The organism is Nonomuraea maheshkhaliensis (assembly GCF_039529435.1).
GTDB lineage: Bacteria > Actinomycetota > Actinomycetes > Streptosporangiales > Streptosporangiaceae > Nonomuraea > Nonomuraea maheshkhaliensis.
This window is the reverse complement of the sequence record NZ_BAAAMU010000068.1, coordinates 1-22,664: the sequence shown is the minus strand read 5'-3', so window position 1 is coordinate 22,664 and position 22,664 is coordinate 1. Positions and strand designations below refer to the sequence as shown.

22 protein-coding genes and 1 pseudogene are annotated in these 22,664 nt (G+C 71.6%); 13 read left to right on the top strand and 10 right to left on the bottom strand.

Features of this window, described 5'->3' with window-relative positions; all coding sequences use genetic code 11:
• Positions 1-22 precede the first annotated feature (22 nt).
• Positions 23-1,426 carry a leucyl aminopeptidase gene (locus ABFX54_RS35175; RefSeq protein WP_346110979.1) on the top strand — a complete coding sequence of 468 codons (1,404 nt, stop codon included), beginning with the start codon at positions 23-25 and terminating at the stop codon, positions 1,424-1,426.
• A gap of 73 nt (positions 1,427-1,499) precedes the next feature.
• Here the strand turns inward: ABFX54_RS35175 and ABFX54_RS35170 are convergent, their stop codons facing one another.
• Positions 1,500-2,138 carry an O-methyltransferase gene (locus ABFX54_RS35170; protein ID WP_346110978.1) on the bottom strand — a complete coding sequence of 213 codons (639 nt, stop codon included), beginning with the start codon at positions 2,136-2,138 and terminating at the stop codon, positions 1,500-1,502.
• Positions 2,139-2,311: 173 nt separating this feature from the next.
• On the opposite strand from ABFX54_RS35170, the gene sigE reads away from it, so the two are divergent.
• The 5 genes and pseudogenes from sigE (at position 2,312) to ABFX54_RS35145 (ending at position 6,022) form a co-directional block, all read left to right on the top strand.
• Positions 2,312-2,944: an RNA polymerase sigma factor SigE gene (gene sigE, locus ABFX54_RS35165; RefSeq protein WP_346110977.1), complete on the top strand. Its 633-nt coding sequence runs from the start codon at positions 2,312-2,314 to the stop codon at positions 2,942-2,944.
• A 1-nt stretch (position 2,945) separates the two neighbouring features.
• A pseudogene (locus tag ABFX54_RS35160) lies at positions 2,946-3,038 on the top strand (zf-HC2 domain-containing protein); the annotation flags it as partial.
• A 27-nt stretch (positions 3,039-3,065) separates the two neighbouring features.
• On the top strand, positions 3,066-3,473 hold the full coding sequence (locus ABFX54_RS35155) for an anti-sigma factor (RefSeq protein WP_346111014.1): 408 nt from the start codon (positions 3,066-3,068) through the stop codon (positions 3,471-3,473).
• A 165-nt stretch (positions 3,474-3,638) separates the two neighbouring features.
• Entirely contained in the window at positions 3,639-5,384 is a 1,746-nt protein-coding gene (locus tag ABFX54_RS35150) for a S1C family serine protease (RefSeq protein ID WP_346110975.1), read from the top strand.
• 269 nt (positions 5,385-5,653) lie between these two features.
• Positions 5,654-6,022, top strand: coding sequence for a sec-independent translocase (locus tag ABFX54_RS35145; protein WP_346110974.1), 369 nt, complete (start codon positions 5,654-5,656; stop codon positions 6,020-6,022).
• Between the two features lie 134 nt (positions 6,023-6,156).
• Here ABFX54_RS35145 and ABFX54_RS35140 read toward each other — a convergent pair whose 3' ends face one another.
• From ABFX54_RS35140 to ABFX54_RS35130, 3 genes are all read right to left on the bottom strand, one after another.
• Complete coding sequence (locus tag ABFX54_RS35140) at positions 6,157-7,293, bottom strand: Mrp/NBP35 family ATP-binding protein (RefSeq protein ID WP_346110972.1); 1,137 nt, start codon at positions 7,291-7,293, stop codon at positions 6,157-6,159.
• A 218-nt stretch (positions 7,294-7,511) separates the two neighbouring features.
• Positions 7,512-7,991 carry a DUF1003 domain-containing protein gene (locus tag ABFX54_RS35135; protein WP_346110971.1) on the bottom strand — a complete coding sequence of 160 codons (480 nt, stop codon included), beginning with the start codon at positions 7,989-7,991 and terminating at the stop codon, positions 7,512-7,514.
• Complete coding sequence (locus ABFX54_RS35130; RefSeq protein WP_346110970.1) at positions 7,981-9,192, bottom strand: magnesium transporter MgtE N-terminal domain-containing protein; 1,212 nt, start codon at positions 9,190-9,192, stop codon at positions 7,981-7,983. Before ABFX54_RS35130 ends, ABFX54_RS35135 begins: the two co-directional genes overlap by 11 nt.
• A 93-nt stretch (positions 9,193-9,285) precedes the next feature.
• Between ABFX54_RS35130 and ABFX54_RS35125 the strand changes: the two genes are divergently transcribed.
• A complete protein-coding gene (locus ABFX54_RS35125; protein WP_346110969.1) occupies positions 9,286-10,296 on the top strand; it encodes an EamA family transporter in 1,011 nt (336 codons plus the stop codon).
• Between the two features lie 11 nt (positions 10,297-10,307).
• Here the strand turns inward: ABFX54_RS35125 and ABFX54_RS35120 are convergent, their stop codons facing one another.
• Complete coding sequence (locus ABFX54_RS35120; protein WP_346110968.1) at positions 10,308-10,691, bottom strand: hypothetical protein; 384 nt, start codon at positions 10,689-10,691, stop codon at positions 10,308-10,310.
• Between the two features lie 64 nt (positions 10,692-10,755).
• Here ABFX54_RS35120 and ABFX54_RS35115 point away from each other — a divergent pair, with 64 nt between their 5' ends.
• Positions 10,756-11,688, top strand: coding sequence for an HpcH/HpaI aldolase/citrate lyase family protein (locus ABFX54_RS35115; RefSeq protein ID WP_346110967.1), 933 nt, complete (start codon positions 10,756-10,758; stop codon positions 11,686-11,688).
• On the opposite strand, the gene ABFX54_RS35110 is transcribed toward ABFX54_RS35115, so the two are convergent.
• A complete protein-coding gene (locus tag ABFX54_RS35110) occupies positions 11,678-12,223 on the bottom strand; it encodes a DUF6529 family protein (protein WP_346110966.1) in 546 nt (181 codons plus the stop codon). The two genes, ABFX54_RS35115 and ABFX54_RS35110, sit on opposite strands and share 11 nt — an antisense overlap.
• Positions 12,220-12,948 (bottom strand): hypothetical protein, encoded by a 729-nt coding sequence (locus ABFX54_RS35105; RefSeq protein WP_346110965.1) that lies wholly within the window; start codon positions 12,946-12,948, stop codon positions 12,220-12,222. Before ABFX54_RS35105 ends, ABFX54_RS35110 begins: the two co-directional genes overlap by 4 nt.
• A 99-nt stretch (positions 12,949-13,047) precedes the next feature.
• On the opposite strand from ABFX54_RS35105, the gene ABFX54_RS35100 reads away from it, so the two are divergent.
• Together ABFX54_RS35100 and ABFX54_RS35095 are read left to right on the top strand one after the other, a co-directional pair.
• Positions 13,048-14,034, top strand: a complete 987-nt coding sequence (locus ABFX54_RS35100) for a CPBP family intramembrane glutamic endopeptidase (RefSeq protein WP_346110963.1) — start codon at positions 13,048-13,050, stop codon at positions 14,032-14,034.
• Positions 14,035-14,383: 349 nt separating this feature from the next.
• Positions 14,384-17,332, top strand: coding sequence for a beta propeller repeat protein (locus ABFX54_RS35095; RefSeq protein WP_346110961.1), 2,949 nt, complete (start codon positions 14,384-14,386; stop codon positions 17,330-17,332).
• 118 nt (positions 17,333-17,450) lie between these two features.
• Here the strand turns inward: ABFX54_RS35095 and ABFX54_RS35090 are convergent, their stop codons facing one another.
• Positions 17,451-17,849: an NUDIX hydrolase gene (locus tag ABFX54_RS35090; protein WP_346110960.1), complete on the bottom strand. Its 399-nt coding sequence runs from the start codon at positions 17,847-17,849 to the stop codon at positions 17,451-17,453.
• Between the two features lie 89 nt (positions 17,850-17,938).
• Here ABFX54_RS35090 and ABFX54_RS35085 point away from each other — a divergent pair, with 89 nt between their 5' ends.
• The 3 genes from ABFX54_RS35085 (at position 17,939) to ABFX54_RS35075 (ending at position 20,323) form a co-directional block, all read left to right on the top strand.
• Complete coding sequence (locus tag ABFX54_RS35085; protein WP_346110959.1) at positions 17,939-18,565, top strand: DUF6758 family protein; 627 nt, start codon at positions 17,939-17,941, stop codon at positions 18,563-18,565.
• A gap of 52 nt (positions 18,566-18,617) precedes the next feature.
• Entirely contained in the window at positions 18,618-19,334 is a 717-nt protein-coding gene (locus ABFX54_RS35080; RefSeq protein ID WP_346110958.1) for an MBL fold metallo-hydrolase, read from the top strand.
• Positions 19,335-19,405: 71 nt separating this feature from the next.
• Positions 19,406-20,323, top strand: coding sequence for a RecB family exonuclease (locus tag ABFX54_RS35075; RefSeq protein WP_346110957.1), 918 nt, complete (start codon positions 19,406-19,408; stop codon positions 20,321-20,323).
• A 113-nt stretch (positions 20,324-20,436) separates the two neighbouring features.
• Here ABFX54_RS35075 and ABFX54_RS35070 read toward each other — a convergent pair whose 3' ends face one another.
• Positions 20,437-21,351 (bottom strand): oxygenase MpaB family protein, encoded by a 915-nt coding sequence (locus ABFX54_RS35070; RefSeq protein WP_346110956.1) that lies wholly within the window; start codon positions 21,349-21,351, stop codon positions 20,437-20,439.
• Positions 21,352-21,364: 13 nt separating this feature from the next.
• A complete protein-coding gene (locus ABFX54_RS35065; RefSeq protein WP_346110955.1) occupies positions 21,365-22,255 on the bottom strand; it encodes an alpha/beta fold hydrolase in 891 nt (296 codons plus the stop codon).
• Positions 22,256-22,664: the final 409 nt, after the last annotated feature.

Sequence of the window (22,664 nt, the reverse complement as noted above, 5' to 3'; positions counted from 1 at the left end):
TGACGTTTGAGGAGATGTTCTCGTGCCCATTGAGACCACGGCGTCGGTGATCGCCGAGGTTCCCGGCGATGCCGAGCTCCTGGCCGTACCTTACGCCTCCGACCTCGCTCCCGCGGTCGAGTTGCACCTGCCGGTGCCCGACCTGCTGGCGCACTACGAGGCCAAGGGAGAGGCGGGGGAGATCGTCGAGGTCCCGGTGGCACGGGCCGGCGGCGTGGGACGCGTCCTGCTGTACGGCGTCGGCGACGGCTCACCCCGTGCCCTGCGCAAGGCCGCCGCGACGCTGACCAGGAAGGTCAAGGGCCGCGACGCGCTGACCGTGGTGGTGCCCGATGGCGACGTGGCCGTGTTCGCCGAGGCGGCGCTGCTGGCCGCCTACTCCTTCAAGATCGGCGCAGCGGGCAGGCAGCCCGTGCGGGCCCTGGTGTTCGCCGGCGCCGACGAGGCGGCGGTGCGCCGCGCCGCCGGGGTGGCGGGGGCCGTGGCGCTCGCCCGCGACCTGGCCAACACGCCCGCGTCCGTCAAGGACCCGTCCTGGCTCGCCGAGCGGGCCGCCGAGGTGGGCGTGCCGGTCGAGGTGTGGGACGAGGAGCGGCTGCGGGCCGACGGGTTCGGCGGCCTCCTCGCCGTCGGGAAGGGCTCGGTCAGGCCGCCCCGGCTGATCAAGCTCTCCTACACGCCCGCCGAGCCGGCCGAGCGTCACGTGGTGCTCGTGGGCAAGGGCATCACGTTCGACTCGGGCGGGCTGTCGCTCAAGCCCACCGAGAACATGAAGACCCAGAAGACCGACATGGCGGGCGGCGCGGTCGTCATCGCCGTGCTCGGCGCGCTGGCCGCGCTCAAGGCTCCCGTGCGCGTGACCGGGCTCGTCGCCGCCGCCGAGAACATGCCGTCCGGCACCGCCCAGCGGCCGAGCGACGTCATCACCCCCTACGGCGGGCGCACGGTCGAGGTGCTCAACACCGATGCCGAGGGGCGGCTGGTGCTGGCCGACGCGCTGGCCTACGCCGACGCCGTGCTCGACCCCGACGTGGTGGTCGACATCGCGACGCTCACCGGGGCGATCACGGTCGCGCTCGGCCGTCACGTCGGCGCCGTCTACTCCTCCGACGACGTCCTCGCCAAGGAGCTCGTGGAGGCCGGGCAGGCCGCCGACGACCGGCTGTGGCGGATGCCGCTGATCGAGGACTACGCGCCCGCGCTGGAATCGTCGATCGCCGACCTGGCCAACGTCGAGACCGGGTCCACGTACGGCGCGGGGTCCATCACGGCGGCGCTGTTCCTGCGCGAGTTCGCGGGCCGGCGGCCGTGGGCGCACCTCGACATCGCCGGCGTCGGGCGCAGCACGGTCGACGAGGGCACGCTCAGCAAGGGCGCCACCGGCTTCGGCGTACGCGTCCTGCTGGAGTGGCTCACCCGAGCCTGACCGGCTGAGCCTTACCGGAGGCCCGCCGGGCGGGCTCGGCCGAGGCCCGGCCCGCCGGGCGGCTCGGCGCCGGCTAGTCGGCGATCTTGACGGCGGCGAGGAGGCCGTCGCCCAGCGGCATGAGCACCGAACGCAGGCGCTCGTCCGACTGCACCAGCTTGCCCACCTCGCGCAGCGTCACCGTCTCGGTGTCGCGCTGCGCGGGGTCGGCCACCCGGTTGTGCCACAACATGTTGTCGAAGGCCACGATGCCGCCCACGCGCAGCAGCCGGACGGCCTCGGCGAGATAGTCGGCGTATTCGTACTTCGCGGCGTCGGCGAACACCATGTCGTAGCCGCCGTCCGACAGCCGCGGCAGCACGTCGAGCGCCCGCCCCGAGATGAGCCGCACCCGGCCGCCGGAGAAGCCGGCCTCCGCGAACGCCTGCCTGGCCAGCCGCTGATGCTCCGGCTCGACGTCGACGCTGGTCAGCGTGCCGTCCGCGCGCATGCCGCGCAGCAGCCACAGCCCCGACACCCCGCAGCCCGTGCCGACCTCGACGACGGACTTGGCGTTCACGGCGGTGGCGAGGAAGCACAGGGCCGCCCCTCCGCCGGGAAGGATGGGCATGGCCCCCATCTCAAGCCCGCGCTGCCGCGCCGCGTGCAGGATCTCATCTTCGTGATGGAACTGCTCCGCATAGGCCAGAGTGGCCTCCACCGGACTGGTCATCGGCCTCCTCCCCCCACTTTCGTGCGATTGGTCCGCGAGATTGGCACCGATCGCAGCCTAGGGGAGACACGCCGGGACGGGAACTCAGGAGGGACCTAAGGCGTTGCAGGTTTAAACGGGCTTTGCCGGTCCGGAAGGCAGGCAGTACGCACGAAGGGACGAAACCAGGCACTATGGCGGTAGTGGTGGTCCCAGAGAGAGGAGTTCTGGTGGACGAAAGCGACCACCAGACAGATACTCCCGTGTCGTCTGACTGGACGCCTCCCACCTGGGAGGAAGTGGTGCGGACTCACTCCGCACGCGTGTATCGGCTGGCCTACCGGCTGACCGGCAACGTTCACGATGCCGAAGACCTGACACAGGAGGTCTTCGTCCGGGTTTTCAGGTCGCTGTCGAGTTACACCCCCGGCACGTTCGAGGGGTGGTTGCACCGGATCACGACGAACCTGTTCCTCGACATGGCGCGGCGCAAGCAGCGCATCAGGTTCGAAGGTCTGGCCGACGACGCCGCCGAGCGGCTGCGCGGCCGCGAGCCGTCGCCGGCGCAGGCGCTCGACGACGCTCACTTGGAGCCCGACATCCAGGCCGCCCTCGACGCGCTCGCCCCCGAGTTCCGGGCCGCGATCGTGCTGTGCGACATCGAGGGCCTGTCTTACGAGGAGATCGCGGCCACGCTCGGCGTCAAGCTGGGTACGGTCCGAAGCCGTATTCACCGTGGCCGGGCGCAGTTGCGGGAGGCGCTCGACCATCGGGCCCCCCGTAATTCTCAACTCCCCCCGACCGTGATCCGTGGGGAGGAAGTCTGATATGGCTCATCTTGGAGAACGTGTATCCGCGCTCGTCGACGGCGAACTCAATCACACCGAACGTGAGCGCGCGCTCGCCCATCTGACTTTCTGCGCTGACTGCAGGCGCGAGGTCGAGTCGATGCGGGCGCTGAAGACGCGCCTGCGTTCGCTGGAGACTCCGGCGATGCCGGCCGACCTGACCATGTCGCTGCTCCGGATGGCTGAGCCGGGTGGCCCGCTGCCGCCGAGGGAGCGCCCTTTCCCTTCCCGCACGTTCGGCGGTGTGCCCATCCCCGGTCCCCACAGCATCGCCCCCCTGGACAACCGCCCGCGCAGGGACGCCATCGGTGGGGGCTCGGGCCCTGGCCGCGGTTCTAGGAGGCGCACGACGTACGTGGCGGTCGGGGTGGTCTCCGCGGCCGTGGCGCTGGGCACCTTCTTCGCCGCCTCGGGCGTCGGACAGGGCAATCCGGCTCCGCCCGTTGAACTGTTCCAGCAGCAGGCTCGTACTACGCCTACGAACGCTCCTTCCACCGCCACGCCTTGACCCCCGGTATGCCGGGAACAGACGGTTGGCGTAGTCGGCGGCGAGCGGGGCATACGATCTGGGTTCGGGAATTGTCACAAGCAAGTCCTGACTAAAGCTTTATGACCCTCGTATGCCGCAGTAGCGAGGATTGCGGTGGCCGAGCCAAGGAGTGGTGAGACTTAGATGACCGACGAGCGCCCCAGAGAAGGACGCACGCCGTCGGACTACCCCGAGCCACAGGGGCGGCCGGACTTCCTGCCCGCGGACGACAGGTCCGACTACGACGGCAGGCGGCCCGAGCCGCCCGCCTCGTTCGGCTCGTCGTGGGGCGACCCGTCGGGCCGCTCCGAGGGCTACGGCTCGCCGCCGTACGAGTACCGCTCGTACGACGCCTCATCCTCCAGCGGCTCCCCATCCGGCGCGTCCTCCCACGACCCCCGCACCGACCCCCAGACCGGTCCCCAACCCGGTTACCAGACCGGCCCTCAGTTCGGCGCCCCCACGTTCGGTCCTCCCGACGGCGCGGGTTCCGGGCCGTCCTACGGCTCACCCGGCGGAGGCTCACCCGGCGCGCCCGACAACGGCACCCGCGCCTACGACAGCCCGTTCTTCGGCTCCCCCGACAGTGGCGCGCGTTCCTACGAGGGGCCGCCGTTCGGGTCCTCGGGCGAGCAGTCCTACGGCGGTTCCCGCCCTTACGGCGGATCCGCGCCGCCGCCGCCCCCGCGTCAGGCGCTCGGCATGGGAACAAGCTGGGCGCCACCGCCCCCCGGCCCGCAGGGCGTGGGCACGGCCAGGCGTGGCCCCTCCACCGGTCTCCTCGTCGCACTCGCCGTGGTGATCGCCCTGGCGGCCTCGATGCTCGGCAGCGTCGGCACCTACCTGCTCACCAAGCCGACCAGCGGCAACGACCCCTCCTACAGCCTCGGCCCGCTCCCGACCGGCGCCACCAACCGCGCGCCCGACTCGGTCGCCGGCGTGGCCTCGCGGGTGCTGCCCAGCGTGGTCTCGCTGGAGGTCGGCAACGGCACCAACACCGAGGGCGCCTCCGGCTCCGGCTTCCTGATCAAGAACGGCTACGTGGTCACCAACAACCACGTGGTCTCGCTGGCCGCCAAGGGCGGCGAGATCCGGATCATGTTCAACAACCGCAAGACCACCTCGGCCCGCATCGTGGGCCGCGACCCTGGCTCCGACCTGGCCGTGGTCAAGCCGGAGGAGACGTTCGGGACGCCGGAGATCACGCTCGGCAACTCCGACCAGGTCGTGGTGGGCGACCCCGTCATCGCCATCGGCTCGCCCCTGGGCCTGACCGGCACGGTGACGACCGGCATCGTCAGCTCGCTCAACCGCCCGGTCATCGCGGGTGACGACACCGGCACCAGCGCCGAGGAGCCCGCGTACATCAGCGCGATCCAGACCGACGCGGCCATCAACCCGGGCAACTCGGGCGGGCCGCTGGTGAACGGCCGGGGCGAGGTCGTCGGCGTCAACTCGGCCATCGCCACGCTCGGGCGCTCGATGAGCAGCCAGAGCGGCAGCATCGGCCTGGGCTTCGCCATCCCGGTGAACCAGACCCGCCGGGTGGCGGAAGAGCTGATCACGACCGGCAAGGCCAAGCGGCCCAAGATCGGCATCGTGCTGGAGAAGGACTACCGCGGGGTCGGCGTGAAGATCGCCACCGAGCCCGCCGGCGGCCAGCAGCCGGTGGACGCCGACGGGCCGGCCGGGAAGGCGGGGCTGAAGGCGGGTGACGTGATCCTGGAGATCGATGGGCTCGCGCTCCAGGACGGGAACGAGCTGATCGCCCTGATTCGCAGCAAGGCTCCGGGCGCCAAGATCAACGTGAAGTACCAGCGTGACGGCAAGGAACGCTCCGCCACGCTCGTGGTGACGGCGGACGACGAGCCCAGGCCGACACCGTCCTGATCACGGCCCTGAACACGGCACCACGCTCACGGCACCACGCTCAGGGCTTCGGGATTCCGGGCGGCTTGACCCAGGACACCTCGCTCACGGCTCCGGGGGACACCACCGTCTCCCGGGGCCCTGTTCGTCCGGGAACGAACCCTCCTGGGCGAAGCCGTTCCCGCCGGTGATATGACCTAGGTGGACGACCGACCCACCCCCAGGAGCCCGTAGTCTGTGGATAGGCCGGGGTTGTCCTCGGAGTGGTTGGACTGCGGTAGGAGCTCACGGTGTTCGGACTTGGGTGGGCGGAGATCGGAGCGCTGATCGTGATCGCGCTCCTCGTCTTCGGTCCCGACAAACTGCCTCAGGCCGCCTCACAGGCGGGCAAGACGCTGCGCAACCTGCGGCGGATGGCGAACAACGCGCGTGACGACCTTCGCGCCGGTCTGGGCCCGGAGTTCCAGAACTTCGACCCCGCCGACCTCAACCCGCGAAACTTCGTCCGCAAGCACCTCCTCGACGACATCGAGGACGACTGGAACAACAACGGCAAGCAGCAGGCGCTGGAGCCGGCCACCACGGCCCCCTACGAGCCTGAGCCGGTCGACGAGCTCGGTTTCGGAGAGATCCCGCCCTACGACGCCGAGGCCACCTGAGCGTCCCGCACACGCGAAGACCTCAGTGAGCGTCCCGCGTACGCGAAGAGCCCGCCCTCCGCGTGAGCGTCCCGCACGAACGAAGAGCCCGCCCTCCGCGTACGCGGTGAGCGGGCTCTGAACGATCTCGTGCGTCAGCGGCGCGGCGCCAGGCCCAGTTGCATGCCCTTCAGGCTGGTGGAGCGCTTGCTCAGGCCTGCCGCGATCTTCCGCAGCTCGGCGGCGGCCGGGGTGTCGGGGTCGGTCAGCACCAGCGGCTTGCCCTCGTCGCCGCCCTCGCGCAGCCGCAGGTCGATCGGCACCTGGCCGAGCAGCGGCACCCGGGAGCCGAGCGTGCGGGTGAGCGCGTCGGCGACGGTCTGGCCGCCGCCCTCGCCGAACACGGCGATGCGCTCGTCGCAGTGGGGGCAGGGCAGCCAGGCCATGTTCTCGATGACGCCGGCGATCTGCTGGTGGGTCTGGGCGGCGATGGAGCCGGCCCGCTCGGCCACCTCGGCGGCGGCCTGCTGCGGCGTCGTCACGACCAGGATCTCGGCGCCGGGCAGCCGCTGCGCGACCGAGATGGCGATGTCGCCGGTGCCGGGCGGCAGGTCGAGCAGGAGCACGTCGAGGTCGCCCCAGTAGACGTCGGCGAGGAACTGGTGCAGCGCCCGGTCGAGCATGGGCCCGCGCCAGACCACCGGCGTGTTGCCCGGGGGCTTGAACATGCCCACCGAGATGACCTTGATGTCGTGCGCCACCGGCGGCATGATCATGTCCTCGACCTTGGTGGGCCGCTCGGCGGCGCCCAGCATGCGAGGAATGCTGTGGCCGTAGATGTCGGCGTCGACGATGCCGACCTTCAGCCCGTTCGCGGTCATGGCGGCGGCGAGGTTGACCGTGACGGAGGACTTGCCCACCCCGCCCTTGCCGCTGGCCACCGCGAAGACGCGGGTCAGCGAGCCGGGCTGGTTGAACGGGATCTCCTTCTCGGGGCCGCGGTCGCCGCGCAGCTTGGTCTGCAGGACCTTGCGCTGCTCGGTGCTCATGACGTCGAGCTCGATCTGGACGCCCGTCACGCCTTCGACCTTGCCGACGGCGGTGGTGACGTCGCGGGTGATGGTGTCCTTCATCGGACAGCCGGCCACGGTGAGGTAGACGCCGACGCGCACCGCCCCGTCGGGAGCGATCTCGATGCTCTTGACCATGTCGAGGTCCGTGATCGGGCGGCGGATCTCGGGGTCGATGACGGTGGAGAGCGCCGCCGTCACCAGTTCCTGGGTAGGTGCCATCGAAGTCTCGGCACGAGGGAGTGCCGTCCCTCCTTAGTCGATATATGTGTGGCAGGCGCGGGACGCCCAGCGAGGATGCCCCTCCATGGTATGAACCGGAGCTCTCGCCGGGTTAATCCGGGCCGTCAGATGTCCGTGCGAAGTCCATGCGAAGTCTGTGTGCGCTGACGTCGTCATCAGATTACTCCGTGTCGCTTCCACCGCCGAAGGGGCAGGGCTCACCGGCGATCCTGCGCGCCCTCCTTGAGCTCCTCCAGCAGCCGGTTCAGCTCAGCGCGGAGGTAGTCGCGGGTGGCCACCTCGTTCAGCGCGATGCGCAGCCCCGCGATCTCGCGGGTCAGGTACTCGATCTCGGCCTGGTTGCGCTCGGCGCTCTCGCGGTCCTGCTCGTACTGGACGCGGTCGCGGTCGTCCTGGCGGTTCTGGGCCAGCAGGATCAGCGGCGCCGCGTAGCTGGCCTGCAACGACAGCATCAGCGTGAGAAAGATGAACGGGTAGGGGTCGAACGTGAGGCTCGGTGGCGCGGCCACGTTCCAGATCACCCAGAGGCTCACGAAGACGGTCATGTAGACGATGAACCGGGCGGTGCCGAGGAACCGGGCGATCTGCTCGGACAGCCGCCCGAACGCCTCGGGGTCGTAATGGGGACGCAGCGTGCGCCGCAGCGCGCGCGGCTGGTCGAGGCGGTCACTCGTCACGGTCGTCGGCCCTTTCGCGCCAGCCCTCGGGCAGCATGTGGTCCAGCACGTCGTCCACGGTCACCGCGCCGACGAGCCGGCCCAGCTCGTCCACGACGGGCGCCGCGACCAGGTTGTAGTTGGCCATGTAGTACGTGACCTCGCGCAGCGTGAAGTCCGGCCTGATCGGGTCGATCGAGGGGTCGAGCACGCCGCCGAGCAGCGTGGACGGAGGCTCGCGCAGCAGCCGCTGGAAGTGCGAGACGCCCAGGTACTTGCCCGTCGGCGTCTCGTTCGGCGGCCTGGTCACGTAGACCTGGGCGGCCACGGCGGGCGGCAGGTCCTGCTGCCTGATGTGCGCCAGCGCCTCGGCGACGGTGGCGGTGGGCGGCAGGATCACCGGCTCGCTGGTCATCACGCCGCCCGCGCTGGTCTCCGGGTACGTCAGCAGCCGCCGCACCGGCTCGGCCTCGCCCGGCTCCATCAGCGCCAGCAGCTCGGCCGCCCGCTCGGCCGGCAGGTCGTGCAGCAGGTCGGCGGCGTCGTCGGGCCCCATCTCCTCCAGCACGTCGGCCGCCCGCTCCGGCTCCAGCGTCACCAGGATGCCGATCTGGTCGTCGGGCGGCAGCTCCTCCAGCACGTCGGCCAGCCGGATGTCGTTGAGCGCGCGGGCGATCTCGACGCGGCGCTTGCTCGGCAGGTCGTGCAGCGCGCTGGCCATGTCGGCGGCCCGCAGCGACTCGAACGCGGCGATCAGCCCGCTGGCCCCCTGGTCCTTCTGCAGCGTGTCGAACCCGGAGACCTCCTCCCAGTCCACGATCCGCGGCTCGCGCCGCCTGCCCTTGTAGACGGCGACCTTGGTGATCTCCCAGGTGGACGGCCTGACCTCCTCCATGGCCACGTCGTAGACCGTCATGGGCTGGTCGCCGAGGCGTACGCTCAGGTCGAGCATCTCGCCGATGACCAGCGTCTCGGCGGCGCGCTGCTCGAACCTGCGCATGTTGAGCCGGCCGGTGAAGACCAGGGCGCCCGCCTCGATGCGGCGCACCCGGGTGATGGGCAGGAAGACGGGGCGGCGCGGCTGCACCTCCACCACGAAGCCGTGGACGTTGGGCCGGCGGCCGATCCGCAGCCCGACCACGACGTCTCTCACGCGGCCGATCTGGTCGCCCGCGGGGTCGAAGACCGGGGTGCCCGGCAGCCGGGCCACGAAGATCTTCACGTGGTCAGGCTAACAGTGCCGCCCCATTGCGCCCGGGACGCCCGGCGTGTCAGTATCAAACCCGCTTAACGGTAATTACGGGTGAGGTGTGCGATGAGGTATGCGGGGCTCGCGCTGGCTTTCGTGTCCTCCTGTTGTTTCGGGTTCTCGGGTCCCATGGCCAAATACCTCATCGAGGCCGGCATGACGCCGATCGAGGCGGTCTGGACGAGGATGGCGGGCGCGGGGCTGCTGCTCCTGGCGGTGCTGGTCCTGGTGCGCCCGCGGGCGCTGCGGATCCCCGCGTCCAGGCTGCCGTTCCTGGCCCTCTACGTCGTCATGGCGGTGGCGGGCGTGCAGACGCTCTACTTCGTGGCGATCACGCGGCTGCCGGTCGGGATCGCCCTGCTGCTGGAGTTCATGGCTCCGGTGATGGTGGTGGCGTGGGTGCGGGCTGTGCGCCGGATCCGCCTGGCCAGGGCCGCGTACGTCGGTGCGGTCGTGGCCGTGGTCGGCCTGGCGATCGTGGTCGAGGCGTGGCAGGGGATGCGGCTCGACGCGCTGGGCGTGCTGCTCGGCCTGCTGGCCGGAGCGTGCTGCGCCGGATATTTCCTGATGAACGATAGCTTCGGCGACGACATCGACCCGCTCGGCCTGATCGCCTGGGGCATGACGGGGGCGGCCGTCGTGCTGATCCCGTTCGCCCGGCCGTGGGACCTCCCGTGGGAGGCGTTCACCCTCTCCGTCACGCCGGAGGGCGGGCTGACGCTGCCCGTGCTGGGCGCGTACCTGTGGATGGTGCTGGTCGCCACCGTGATCGCGTACATCCTGGGCATCTACGCCGTGCGGCGGCTGTCGGCCGCGGTGGGGGCCACCGTGGCCACGCTGGAGCTCATCGGCGGCGCGGTGGTGGCGTGGGGGGTGCTCGGGGAGACGCTGGGCGTGTTCCAGATCGTGGGCGGCGTGCTCGTGCTCTCCGGCGCGCTGCTCGCCCAGACCGCCACCGCGAGCGCCCACCCCGAGCCCGAGTCCGGGCCCGAGTCCGGGCCCGAGCCTGGGCCTGGGCCGCTCAGTGCGCGAGGTGAGCCGCCGGCGGCCGAAGCCGCTCAGGGCGCGTCTGTGTGACGCGGGGGCGCTCACCGTTCGGGGGTGAGGCGCCAGACCTGGGAGTCGCGGGCCCAGCGCTCGGGCAGGTGCTCGCTGTCGCGGGCGTTGAGCCGCTCCTTGGCCAGCACCGCCACGACGTCGGCCGCCGCGGCCTGGTCGACGGGCGCGACCGCCGCCTCGAACTCCACCAGCCTGGCGCCGTTGTCCTTGCTGCGCAGCGTGACGTGGACGCGGTCGAGGGCGTCGAGCCCGGGCAGCTCCTGCTCCTCGCCCCCGGTCACCAGGTAGATGGCGCCGTCGTGCCAGGCGTGCCAGGCCAGGCGCGGGCGGTCGAGGGTGAGCCAGAGGATGCCGGACTTCTTCGCGCCCTCCTCGATGGCCGCGCCGGTGCCGGCCGCGCTGTTGTCGCTCACAGCTCAGACTGTAACGGCGAACGGGCCGCCGGTCGAAGGTCACGTGGGGCAGTAGCGTGTGCGCATGCGCTCACGACGTTCGGTGCTCGCCGTGCCAGGCAGCAATCCCCGGTTCCTGGAGAAGGCCCAGACCCTGCCCGTGGACGAGGTCTTCCTCGACCTGGAGGACTCCGTCGCGCCGCTGGCGAAGGAGGAGGCGCGCGGCAACATCGTCGCCGCGCTGCGCGAGGGCGACTGGTCGGGCAAGACGCGGGTGGTCCGGGTCAACGACCTGACCACGCAGTGGACGTACCGCGACGTGATCGAGGTCGTCGAGGGGGCCGGGGAGTTCGTCGACTGCGTCATGCTGCCCAAGGTGCAGGACCCGACCGAGGTCGTCTGGCTCGACACCCTGCTCACCCAGATCGAGAAGACCATGGGGTACGACGTCGGCAGGATCGGCATCGAGGCGCAGATCGAGAACGCCCGCGGCCTGGTCAACGCCGACGCCATCGCGGGATCGTCCAAGCGGCTGGAGACGCTCGTCTTCGGCCCCGCCGACTTCATGGCCTCGGTCAACATGCGCACGCTCGTCGTCGGCGAGCAGCCGCCCGGCTACGACGAGGGCGACGCCTACCACTACATCCTCATGCGCCTGCTGATGGCCGCAAGGATGCACGACCTCCAGGTGATCGACGGGCCCTACCTGCAGATCAAGGACGTCGAGGGGTTCACCAGGGTCGCGCGCAGGGCGGCGGCGCTGGGGTTCGACGGCAAGTGGGTGCTGCATCCGGGGCAGGTCGACGCGGCCAACGAGGTGTTCTCGCCGGCGCAGGAGGACTACGACCACGCCGAGCTCATCCTGGAGGCGTACGAGTACTACACCTCCGTGGAGAAGCGCGGCGCGGTCATGCTGGGCGACGAGATGATCGACGAGGCGTCCAGGAAGATGGCGCTCGTCGTGGCCGCCAAGGGGCGGGCGGCCGGGCTCACCCGTACGAAGAGCTTCACACCTTGAGGCCCACCGCGGTGAAGAACCAGAACGACGACGTCAGCCACAGCCCCACGAGCACCGTGAACGACAGCCCGCCGAGCACCGGCAGCGTCCAGCCCGGCGTCCCCTGCTTGGGCAGGGCCAGCATCTTCGCGGTGAACAGGCCGTAGAAGAAGCAGCCGAGCAGCGAGTGCGCGAGCACGCGGGGCACGTCGTACTGCAGGCCGAGCGCGTACAGGCAGTGGAAGGCGACGGGGATCGTGAGAATGAACGCCAGCCGTCCCGACCAGCGGTGCACGCCGGGCGGGATCGTGACGCCCAGCTTGCCCCACATCGACATGGCCGAGACGACCTGCACGATCGCCAGCACGAACGCGCCCGTCGTCAGCCACACCTTCATCGGCAGCGCGGCGGAGAAGCCGGCCACGCCGACCGCGAAACCGGTCGGCGTGTGCGCGCGGCCGTACACGCCGAGTGCGAGCATCACGAGCCCGCCGATCAGCACCGGCACCAGGAGCGGGGTCAGGCCGCGAGAGGGCTGCTGATGGATGGCGGTCATTGCATCTCCTCGATGAAGCCGTCCACGTCCTTCGGGTAGACCGTGGTGTCCTCGACCGTCACGGGGGCGGTCGGCTGCTCGCTGTTCAGCTGCGGGACGTCGAACTGCTCCTCCCCGGCGAAGGCCGCGCCCACCTGGTAGTAGCGGCCGTTGGCGTCCTTGATCATGATCCAGCCGGCGCGGAACTTGGCGCCCCTGACGATGGCGGTGGCCCGGTACAGGCCCGACGGCTTGACCACGGTGGGCGCGGTGAAGTTCCACCGCTTGCCGGCGACCGTCACCCAGCCCTTGGCCCGGCCGCCGCCCAGTTCGGCCGTGACCTTGGACTTGGCGCTCGCCAGGCCGGTGAGCTGGAGCTCGCCGGACGACTCGTTGCCCTTGAACCAGGCTTCCGTCCGGCCGTCGCAGAAGTAGGCGACGGCCTTGCCGTTCCTGATCGAGATGGCGATCAGAGCCCCGTTGCCCCGCACCCGGCCGCCGTAGTCGGCCTTGGCGATCTTCTTGGGCTCCGTTCGCGTGGGTGAGGGGGACGGCGCGGCCGAGGCGTCCGCTCCCGTGCCCTCCTGCGTGCCCTCCTGTGCGGCCTCGTCGGCCGAGGGCGGTTGTGCGGCGTTGTCCGCGGCCGCGTTGTCGGCGGCCGGTGTCGCCGTGATGCTGGCGACACCCAGCCCCACGGCGAGCACTGCTCCCGCCGCGAGCGTGATGACAGGTCCCAGCCTTGACATGGACTGCTCCCAGGGTCGAAATGTCTACGCCTCCGAGCATCCGCCTAAAACGGTGGACCGTCTGTGAACTATTGCGCATCAAGCCGACAGAATGGAGTCATGCAGGAAAATCCAGGGTCACCATTTCCGTACGGCGCGCAGCAGGCCGGATATCCCTACGGGCAGCAACCGCCCTCCTGGTTCCTGCCGGTGCCCAGCGGCGCCAGATTCGACCACCTCGCCAGGAACGCCGTCGCGCGGCCGTGGCGCTCGATCGTGGGCACGCTCATCATCGGCGTCGGGTTCTTCGCGATCGGCATCCTGGTCGTCTTCGCGTTCGTGATCCTGGCGGCGGCCCTCGGGCTGCCCTCGCCGTTCGACCCCGCGACCGGGGCGCCCGCGGGCACGCCCTTCGGCCTGGCCATGACGCTGGTGTCGATCGCGCCCGCGATCCTGCTCGTGCTCGGCACGGCGGCGCTCATCCAGCGGCGCAGGCCGGGGACGCTCTCCTCGGTGGCCGGGCGGCTGCGCTGGTCGTGGCTGCTGCGCTGCGTAGCGCTGGCCGTGCTGGCGCTGGCGCTCGGTCAGACGGCGCAGTGGTTCGCGCTGTCGGCGGCCGGTCTGGACAGCGAGATGTTCGGCTGGGCCGGGTGGGAGGTCTTCCTGCCCCTGATCATCGTGATCCTGCTGCTGGTGCCGTTCCAGGCGGCGGCCGAGGAGTACATGTTCCGCGGCTGGTTCATGCAGGCCGTGGGGGCGCACGTGCGCAATCCCGTCTGGGCGATTGTCATCGGCTCGGCGTTGTTCGCCTCGCTGCACGCGTACTCGTGGGCGGGACTGGTGGACGTGTTCGCCTTCGGGGCCGTCATGGCCTGGCTGGCGGTGCGGACCGGGGGCCTGGAGGCGCCGATCGCGCTGCACGTGGTCAACAACGTGGTGGCCTTCGGAGTGAGCGCCGCGGCGGGCAACCTCGACGACGCGCTCGACCAAGGGAAGGTGCCGGTGCCGTGGCAGGCGTTGGCGGGAACCGTGGTGCAGCTCGGGGTGTATGCGTTTGGTGTGATGTATCTAGCTAAAAAGCGGTCAATTAGCACTGTTTCGGAATAAATCCGGCAAGAGGTGCGGGGAATCTCACTAGAGAGGTCTCGCTATTCCGGCTCAGGCATGCTGGTCTGGATGCTGTCGGGACGGCGCGGGATTTCCCTGACCGCCCTGGAACGGTCCGCGCGACGCGGCCGGGAACGACTTGTACGACCCGTACGACTAGTTCGACTAGGAGGTGCGGCGCGTGGCCTCCGGCCCCAGCGAACCGCCACGGCGACCGCCGGAAGACGACGAACCACGTTCCGGGAGCACATCAGAACCGCGGGCTCCGGCCGAGCCCAGGATCAGCCACTCACCGCCCGGTCCGACCGACGACCGGGCCAGAGGGCTGCCGCTGACCTCTCCCTGGGGCATGCCACCGTTCGCCGCGCCGATCCCGGACGAGGAGCCGCCCGAGCCTCCCCGGGGGCGCCGGCCGTACGCCTCGCCTACGGCCGAACCGGAGACCGAGCCCCGCCGGCGGCCCCGCCGCATCGTCAACCGGCCCGACAAACTCGTCGCCGGCGGTCCCCTCTCCCCGGAGAGCCCCCCGCCCGGGTCGCCCCCGCCCGGGGAACACGCCCCCGGATCCGCCGCCGACGTTCCGGAGGGACGTCCGTCCGCGCCTGACGGGCCCGAGCGACCTTCTCCCGCCGCCGATGAAGCCGCCAGTGACTCGGCCCGCGACTCGGCCCGCGACTCGGCCGGGCGGGAGCCGGGTGGCGAGGCCGAGGCGCCCGGATGGTTCGAGCCCGTTCTCCAGGTGCCTCAGCCCCGGCCAGAGGCGGATCTGACCCGCGAGCCCGCCCCGTACGACGAGGAGCAAGCGGGCGACGAGCCCACCGCCGGCGACGACACCAGTGACGACACCAGTGACGACGCCAGTGGCGACGCTGGGGACGAGGGGGAGGACGAGCCGGAGGTGCGGCGGGTCGGACGGCCGCCCGCGGGTCGCCCCACCAGGCCCGACCTGCTGGTCGCGACCGGTGCGCCGCGCCCCCAGGGCCCCGCCGGCCGCCACCACAGGGGCCCCGCGCCGGCCGCCTACCGCAGGTCCAGCCCCGTACGCAGGGGCAGCAGGGCCGTCCCCGTCGTCCTGAGCGTGGCGGTGGCCGTCCTGGTGGCCACCGGCGTGCTCGTGTGGCAGTGGCCCGACGAGGAGGCCGGCGGCCTGCGCCTGGAGGCGGGCACCGGGCGTTCCGGCGACGACCTGTTCACCGTCCAGGCCGCCGCCGACGGCACCGACCAGAAGCTCAACGACATCATCGCGGTCGGCCGCGCCGTGGTGGCGGTCGGCAGCGACACGACGAGCCCGACGCCGCGCCCGCTGTTCCTGTTCTCGCCGGACGGCGGCAAGAACTGGCAGCTCGGCCAGGTGAGCGGCGCCTCCACGCCCACGGTGCGCCGCGTCGTCGGCGGGAACGGCCGCTGGCTGGCCAGCGGCGGCGACGACGTCACCGGCGAGCGCGGCCTGTGGACCAGCGCCGACGGGTTCAGCTGGACGGCGGTGGAGGCGTCAGGGCTGGCCGCGTTCAGGAACGGCGACCACATCGAGGACATCGCGCGCACCGGCTCGGGATTCGTCGCGGTCGGCAGCACGGCGGCGGACGGCGGCGGATCCGTGCCGGCGATCTGGCGCTCCGGCGACGGCAGGTCGTGGGAGCGCGTGGAGACGAGGGAGCTGGAAGTACGGGCGATCAAGGCCGTGGTCGCCAAGGGTGACACGGTCGTGGCCATCGGAGCCCCCGCGGACGGCGAGGGATCGCGGGTGCTCCGATCGGCCGACGGCGGCCGTACCTGGCAGGCGACCGGCTTCCAGCTCCCCGAGGCGACCGACCTGCGGGCCGGGATGGTCGCGGTGCTGCCCAAGCGGTTCGTGCTGGTGCCGGCGCGGCGGCGGACGATCGACGGGGACGTACGCGTCTACTGCTCGCCGACCGGGGCGCAGTGGTCGCAGTGCGGCTCCATCGGCGGCCTGGCCGCGCAGAGCGTCGGCGTCGAGTCGCTGATCTCCTACCCTTCGGGCGTCGCCGCGATAGCCCAGGCCGGCCTGGGCAAGTACTCCGTGCTGACCACCACCGACGGCCGTTCATGGAACAAGCGGACCGACCTCGGCAACCCGCCGGGAGCGACGCTGCGCGGGTTCACGATCTCCGACGGCGGCACCCTGTTCGCCGGCGGCGACCAGGCCGCCTCCGACGTGGACAACCAGCTCCTCCTCATGAGCGCGCCGCCGCGCGGCTCGGCCTCGCGGGTGCCGCTCGGCGAGGTGGAGGGCCTGACCAGGATCGCCCGTGAGACGAACGCGCTGACCAGCCACGCCGGCCGCTACGTCGCCGTCGGCTCGGCCTCGGGCGACGCCGGCCTGTGGACGATCAGGAACTGGCAGAGCTGGAAGTCCATGAGCCTGGGCGGTCCCGGCAGGCAGACGCTGGAGGACGTGGCGTACGGCGCGCGCGGCTGGCTGGCCGTCGGCGGCACCGAGACGAACGTCTCCGTCGCCGACCCCCTGCTCGTCACCTCCGGCGACGGCGAGAACTGGAAGCGGGTGAACGTCGCCGGCGACCTGGCCCGCCAGGCCGACCACCCCTACCTGCGCACGCACGCGGTGACGGCGGGCAAGAAGGGGTACGTGGTGGCGGGCGAGTCCAGGGACCAGGCGGGCAGGGTCAGCGCCGCTCTGTGGTTCACGCCCGACATGCGGAAGTACACCCGGTCGGAGAAGCTGCCGCAGGGCGGCGCCGGCGTACGCGTCCACGACGTCGTCTCCGTCGGAGACGGCTACCTGGCGGTCGGCGGCTCTGGGAGTGCCGACCAGGAGACCAGCGTGGCGTGGCACTCGGCGGACGGCGTGAACTGGCGCGCCCGCGAACGCGTGTCCCCTCCCGGCTCGACCTCGGCCGGGCTGCGCCGGATCACCGCCTACCGCGACCAGCTCGTGGCCATCGGCACGGCCATGGCGGACGGGGCGCGGCGCGCGTTCGCCGCCGTCTCGGACGACGAGGGCGAGAGCTGGCAGACGGCCTGGCTGCCCGCCGATCGGGCGGCGGCGGTGTACGACCTGGCCGCGGCGGACGAGGGCCTGGTCGCGGTGGGCTGGCACGGCGTGCCCGGCGAGGGCGACAGCGCGGCGTGGACCTCGCAGGACGGGCTCTCGTGGAATCGCATGGAGCTCACCCAGGACCGGCTGGCGGGCCAGGGGAGCCAGTGGTTGTCGGCCGTGGCGGTGGAGGGGACGGAGGTGGTGGCGCTCGGGCGGTCCACCACGTACAGCGCCGACCACCTGATCCTGTGGACGTCCAGCCTGACCTCCAACCGCTAGCCCCCGCTGCTCGGAGCCGGCCCATGGGGCGGAGCGCACCCGCCCCGCCCCTGGCCGCTCCTCAGGAGGAGGTCAGGGGGCAGGGGAGCTCAGGAGGGGGTCGGGGCAGCCAGGGAGCTCAGGAGGAGGTCGGGGGCGGCCAGGGGAGGACGTCCCATGCCCGCAGCGACTCCAGCAGGCCCTCCGACAGCGGCAGCCGTAGCAGCTCGTCGCGCCCGCACCAGCGCGCGTCGGCCGCGTCGTCGCCGGCCACGAGCTCGCCCCCCGCCACGGTGGCGAGGTAGTCGCGGATCGCGTACGTGGCCCCGCCGGGCCCAGGGCGGTCCACCGCGCCGGCCAGCCGGCCCACCTCGACCCGCAGCCCCGTCTCCTCCAGGACCTCACGGCGCACGCCGGCCTCGTCCGTCTCGCCCGGCTCCAGCCTCCCGCCCGGGATCGACCAGAGCCCCGCGCCGGGCGGACGACCGCGCTTGATCAGGAGAAGCCGGTCAGAAGCGTCGATGATGATCGCACCCACACAATTTACGCGCACCTGACCAAGATTACGACGAGATAACGGATAGCGGTCTTGACGCGGCCGTCCCCGAGAAAGCACCGTGGGTAGTTGTGAGAGCGGCTCCAACCTGCCCGCGGTGTTTTGGCCCGCTTCACGGGCCGAATACCTGGTCGAGTGCGTTTCGATGTGATGCGCACGGCGACGTGCTGCCCTACCAGCCGCCGTTGCCGCCGACCGGCGCCGCGCTAGAGGCGATACGTAAGACGTCCGTCGTACCGGTGTGGCTGCCGTGGCCGCTGCCCGCCGGATGGCTGGTGACCGGCTTCGGCGAAGTGGGTGACCAGCGCACCGGCGCCAGAGCCAGCCTGGTCGCGCTGACCGGGCCGTCGCTGATGGAAGGGCCGGCCGATCTGCTCATCATCGCGGAGGAGCCCGGCATCGGGCTGGGGGCGGCGTTCTCGGGGCTCGACGGGCCCGATCCCGGCGAGGGGTTCGACGCGGGGCCGCCGAACGCGAAGATCTCGGTGCTCGGCCATCCGGCCCCGCTGTGGTGCGTCGACGGCGAGGACGACCGGGCCGTCTACGCCGGCGAGGCGCTGGGCAACTGGCTGTGGGTCGTCGCCTGGCCCGCCGACGCCGGATGCGTGATCGCGCTCGGCGAACTGTCGCTGCTGGACGCCCGTGACCACGATCTGGACGTGCCGTTCGGGGCGTTCTCGCCGAGACTCGAAGATTAGGACGGGCGAACGCGATTCGCGCTGTCCGGCGAACGGGCTAGAGTTCGGAGGCGTGACAGCGCGTATCGAGCGAGTGGTGACCGAGGGCGTCGTCGACATCGACGGCACCGAGCACAAGGTCGAGAACAACACCTGGATCGTGGGTGACGACGACGAGGTCATCGTCATCGACGCGGCGCGTGACGCCGAGAAGATCCTTGAGCAGGTGGGCGAGCGGGAGGTGCTGGCCGTCATCTGCACGGCGGGCCTGCCCGACCACGTCGGGGCGGCCATCGAGGTGGCCAGCCGCGACGAGGCCGTGGTCGCCCTGCACCCCAAGGACAAGCCCCTGTGGCGGGAGACCTGGCGGGAGACCTGGCCCGACATCGACATGGAGGACGACGGCATCTTCGGTGTCGCCGACGTCCAGCTCGACGTCATGGAGACGCCCGGGGTCTCGCCCGGCGGCGTGTCGCTCTACTGCGAGGCGCTCGGAGCCGTCTTCACCGGCAAGGCGCTCCAGGCCGACGGCCCCGGCAAGCTGGGCGGCGAATATCCGGCCCTGGCCGACCAGCTCACCTCGATCGGCGGGCGGCTGTTCACGCTGCCCGGCGAGACGCGGGTGCTGGCGTCCCACGGCGACGAGGTGACGATCGGCGACCTGGAGCCCCACTTCGACGACTGGGTGTCCGGCTCGCTGACCCGTACCGACACCGCCGCCGAGGCCGAGGGGCCGCTGACCGACGGCACCAAGCTCTCCGGCATCAAGCTCGACCCGAGCGACGACTGAGTGGGTGCGGGCGCGACCGGAGTGAGCAGGCGGCGTCCGGCGACGGCGCCCGCCTCGCGGGGTGAGGCCGGATGAGTTCCGTCGCGGGGCAGCTTCCGCTCGAAGGGATGCCGCGGCGGCTCTACTCCTGTACGCCGTCGCGGTTGAACACCTGGCTCGACTGCCGCCGGCGTTACCGGTTCACCTATCTGGACCGGCCGCAGCCCTCCAAGGGGCCCGCCTGGGCCCACAACAGCGTCGGCGCGAGCGTGCACAACGCGCTGGCGGGCTGGTGGCGCGAGCCGTACGAACGGCGCACCCCGCTGACGGCGGCCAACCTGCTCACCAACGGGTGGATCAACGAGGGGTTCAAGGACGTCGAGCAGTCGGGGCGCTGGCTGGGCCGCGCCCGCGACCTCGTGTCCGGATATGTCGCGACTCTGGATCCGACGGACGATCCGGTGGGCGTCGAACGCACGGTCGCCACCCGGACCAAGGTCATCGCCGTGTCCGGCCGCATCGACCGGCTCGACCGGCGCGGCGACGAGCTGGTCGTGGTCGACTACAAGACGGGCCGCCGCCCGCTCACCCAGGACGACGCCCGCTCCTCGCTCGCCCTGGCGATCTACGCCGTCGCGGCCTCGACGATGATGCGCACCCCGTGCCACCAGGTCGAGCTGCACCATCTGCCCACCGGCGAGATCGTCGAGTGGCGCCACACCGACGAGTCGCTGGCCCGCCACCTGCACCGCGCGGAAGACCTGGCCGGTGAGGCCGCCGAGGCCGACGAGCGCTACCGGGCGGCCGTGCAGGCGCCGCCCGGCACCACGCGCCGCGCGCCCCAGGGCCGTCGCGAGACGGTCGGGCCGCCGGAGGTGCCCGCCGAGGTCGACGAGCTGTTCGCGCCCAGCCCTGGGCCGATCTGCTCCTGGTGCGACTTCCGCCGCCACTGCCCCGAGGGTCAGGCCGCCGGTCCTGACCGCCAGCCCTGGGACGGCCTGGCGGAGTAGACCGGCGCGCCGAGTGGTGCCGTCCGCCTCGGGCTGCGCGCGGTGCGGGTGCCGTGCTGCCGCCCGCCTTGGACTGCGCGCGGTGCGGGTGGCCGGCATCGCGCTGCCGCCTGTCAGGCGGCGGAGCGCGCCTGTGGCCAGCGACGGGGATCGGTCAGCCCTTTGAGGCCCTTGCGCACGTCGTAGCCGACCGCCCCCAGCCGCGCCGCGGACGCGTGCAGCATGTCGCGGGTGGCCGGCATGAAGGCGTGGTCGTGCACGGGCTCGGGCAGCGAGTTCGCGGCCAGCCTGAACGCCGCCAGCGCCGCCGTCACGCTCGCCCTCGGGACCTCGGGCAGCGCGCCGTACATGCGCCTGGCCCAGCCGGGCAGCGTGTAGTAGCAGAGGGCGCCGAACGGGAAGTAGGCGGGCTTGCCGGGCGAGAGCAGCCGCAGTTCCTTCGGCAGCCGCGGCCAGAGCAGGAACCGCACGGTCGCGGCCGCCTCCGGCGTCACCCGCAGGCGGGGGCGCACCCGCTTGAAGTAGGCGTCCATCTCCCCGCACGAGCCGGGCACGTCCTCCGGGTGCAGCCCCACGTACGCGGCGCTCTTGCGCTGCTCGCGCAGGTAGCGGTCGGCCTGGCGCTCACTGAGGCCCAGCCCGCCGCGCCTGGTCACCTCCAGGTACGACGACACCTCCGCGCAGTGCACCCACAGCAGCAGCTCGGGATCGTCCACCCGGTGCGTCCTGCCGGTGGCGGGGTCGTGGATGCGCAGCGCCTTGTGGATGCTCCGCACCCGCCGGCCGATCTCGTCGGCTTCCTGCGGGCTGCCGAACGTCACCCGCCCGACGAAGTCCGCCGTGCGGCGCAGCCGCCCGAACGGGTCCTCCTGGAAGTTGGAGTTCTGCCAGACACCCAGCATGGCCAGCGGATGCAGCGCCTGCAGCATGAGACCGCGCACGCCGGCCACCCACATCGAGCGGTCGAGGTGCACCTGCCAGGTGGCGCTCTGGGGCGGCTGGACGACGATGTCTTCGATGGCCGTCATAGTAAGTACAGAATTACATGACGTTGGACCTTGTGTCCAAATAGTGCTTTTCGGCGGCGTTCCAGAACCTGACCAGCGCCGCCGCCGTCGTCTCCGGCGCCTCGACGGCGGGGGAGTGCACGGCCCCCGGCACCACCACGCAGTCGGCGCCGAGCCTGGCGGCCATCTCCGACTGCGCGTCGGGCGGCCAGCCGTCGTCGTGCTCGCCGTAGAGCACCAGTGTCGGGATCTCGACCTGGCGCAGCTCGTCGGTACGGTCGCGCATGGTCAGCACCTCCTCGGCCATCCGGGACAGCCCGGTCGGCGAGTTGGTGAGCAGGCGCTTGCGCAGGAACGCGAGGATCTCGTCGGAGACGTCCGCGGCCAGCGCCTCGGGCTCCAGCCGGTGATGCCAGACGTGTTCGAGGCCCAGGACGGGGATCTCTTCCATGATCTTCTTGCCGTTGCGGGCCCGCCTGCCCTCGATCGCGCCGGGCCCTGAGCCCATCAGCGTGAACGACGCGAACTTCGTCCGCCCGTCGATGACCGCCTCCCGAGCCACCAGCCCGCCGAACGAGTGGCCGACCAGATGGACGGGGTCGCCGCCGCCGACCACCTGGGCGAGCAGGTCGACGTCCGCGCCGAGCGCGGGGCAGGTGTAGGCGTCGGGGGTCTCGGGGCCGGGGGTCTCGTACTGGCCGCGCAGATCGATGGCGACGACCCGGCGCCCGGACTGGGCGAGGGTCATCAGGACCGCGATGAAGTCCTCCTTGCTGCCCGTCAGGCCGGGGACCAGGAGCGCGGGCCATCGCTCGACCACACCACTGACCGGCAACGCCTCCAGGGCCGCGAACGTGCCCTGTGGCGTCTCGATCTTCTGTGGTGCAACGCCAGGAGGCAGGTCGAGGAATCGCGGCGTACTCACGTGGGGCAACAATACCCAGAGGTCAGCGCCTCGACACCGGCATGGCCGCGATGCCGGTGCGAGTTCGGGGGAGTTGCGAGGTATACGAAGCCCACCGATCCAGCCCGCGCCGGGCGGCCGTGGTCGCGCCTCACGCGGCACGAAGGGCGTACCTACCTCCGTCGTGCCTCCTCACCCGCCGGGCACCTCACACGCGCGCTCAGGGCCGTCCACGAGCGTCTGGCGCCCGTCCCGGGGCCTCCGAGCCCGGGCAGCCCGCACGAGAAGGGGCCTGGATGCGCGGAAGGCGCGCACCCTGGGTCGGGTGCGCGCCTTCCGTCGCGTATACGCCTGTGTCGGGCGCGTACCGGTGCCGCCTCGGGCAGCCGGCGCGGCGGCGGTTGCCGGCGCCGCCACGGGGCTGGCGGGG

What these genes read in the sequence shown, in the direction of transcription:
- ABFX54_RS35110 (WP_346110966.1), bottom strand. Translation starts at nt 12,223, where the DNA reads ATGACCGCCATCCATCAGCAGCCCTCTCGCGGCCTGACCCCGCTCCTG.
- ABFX54_RS35150 (WP_346110975.1), top strand. Translation starts at nt 3,639, where the DNA reads ATGACCGACGAGCGCCCCAGAGAAGGACGCACGCCGTCGGACTACCCC.
- ABFX54_RS35125 (WP_346110969.1), top strand. Translation starts at nt 9,286, where the DNA reads ATGAGGTATGCGGGGCTCGCGCTGGCTTTCGTGTCCTCCTGTTGTTTC.
- ABFX54_RS35140 (WP_346110972.1), bottom strand. Translation starts at nt 7,293, where the DNA reads ATGGCACCTACCCAGGAACTGGTGACGGCGGCGCTCTCCACCGTCATC.
- sigE (WP_346110977.1), top strand. Translation starts at nt 2,312, where the DNA reads ATGGCGGTAGTGGTGGTCCCAGAGAGAGGAGTTCTGGTGGACGAAAGC.
- ABFX54_RS35155 (WP_346111014.1), top strand. Translation starts at nt 3,066, where the DNA reads ATGCGGGCGCTGAAGACGCGCCTGCGTTCGCTGGAGACTCCGGCGATG.
- ABFX54_RS35100 (WP_346110963.1), top strand. Translation starts at nt 13,048, where the DNA reads ATGCAGGAAAATCCAGGGTCACCATTTCCGTACGGCGCGCAGCAGGCC.
- ABFX54_RS35070 (WP_346110956.1), bottom strand. Translation starts at nt 21,351, where the DNA reads ATGACGGCCATCGAAGACATCGTCGTCCAGCCGCCCCAGAGCGCCACC.
- ABFX54_RS35170 (WP_346110978.1), bottom strand. Translation starts at nt 2,138, where the DNA reads ATGACCAGTCCGGTGGAGGCCACTCTGGCCTATGCGGAGCAGTTCCAT.
- ABFX54_RS35075 (WP_346110957.1), top strand. Translation starts at nt 19,406, where the DNA reads ATGAGTTCCGTCGCGGGGCAGCTTCCGCTCGAAGGGATGCCGCGGCGG.
- ABFX54_RS35105 (WP_346110965.1), bottom strand. Translation starts at nt 12,948, where the DNA reads ATGTCAAGGCTGGGACCTGTCATCACGCTCGCGGCGGGAGCAGTGCTC.
- ABFX54_RS35115 (WP_346110967.1), top strand. Translation starts at nt 10,756, where the DNA reads ATGCGCTCACGACGTTCGGTGCTCGCCGTGCCAGGCAGCAATCCCCGG.
- ABFX54_RS35095 (WP_346110961.1), top strand. Translation starts at nt 14,384, where the DNA reads ATGCCACCGTTCGCCGCGCCGATCCCGGACGAGGAGCCGCCCGAGCCT.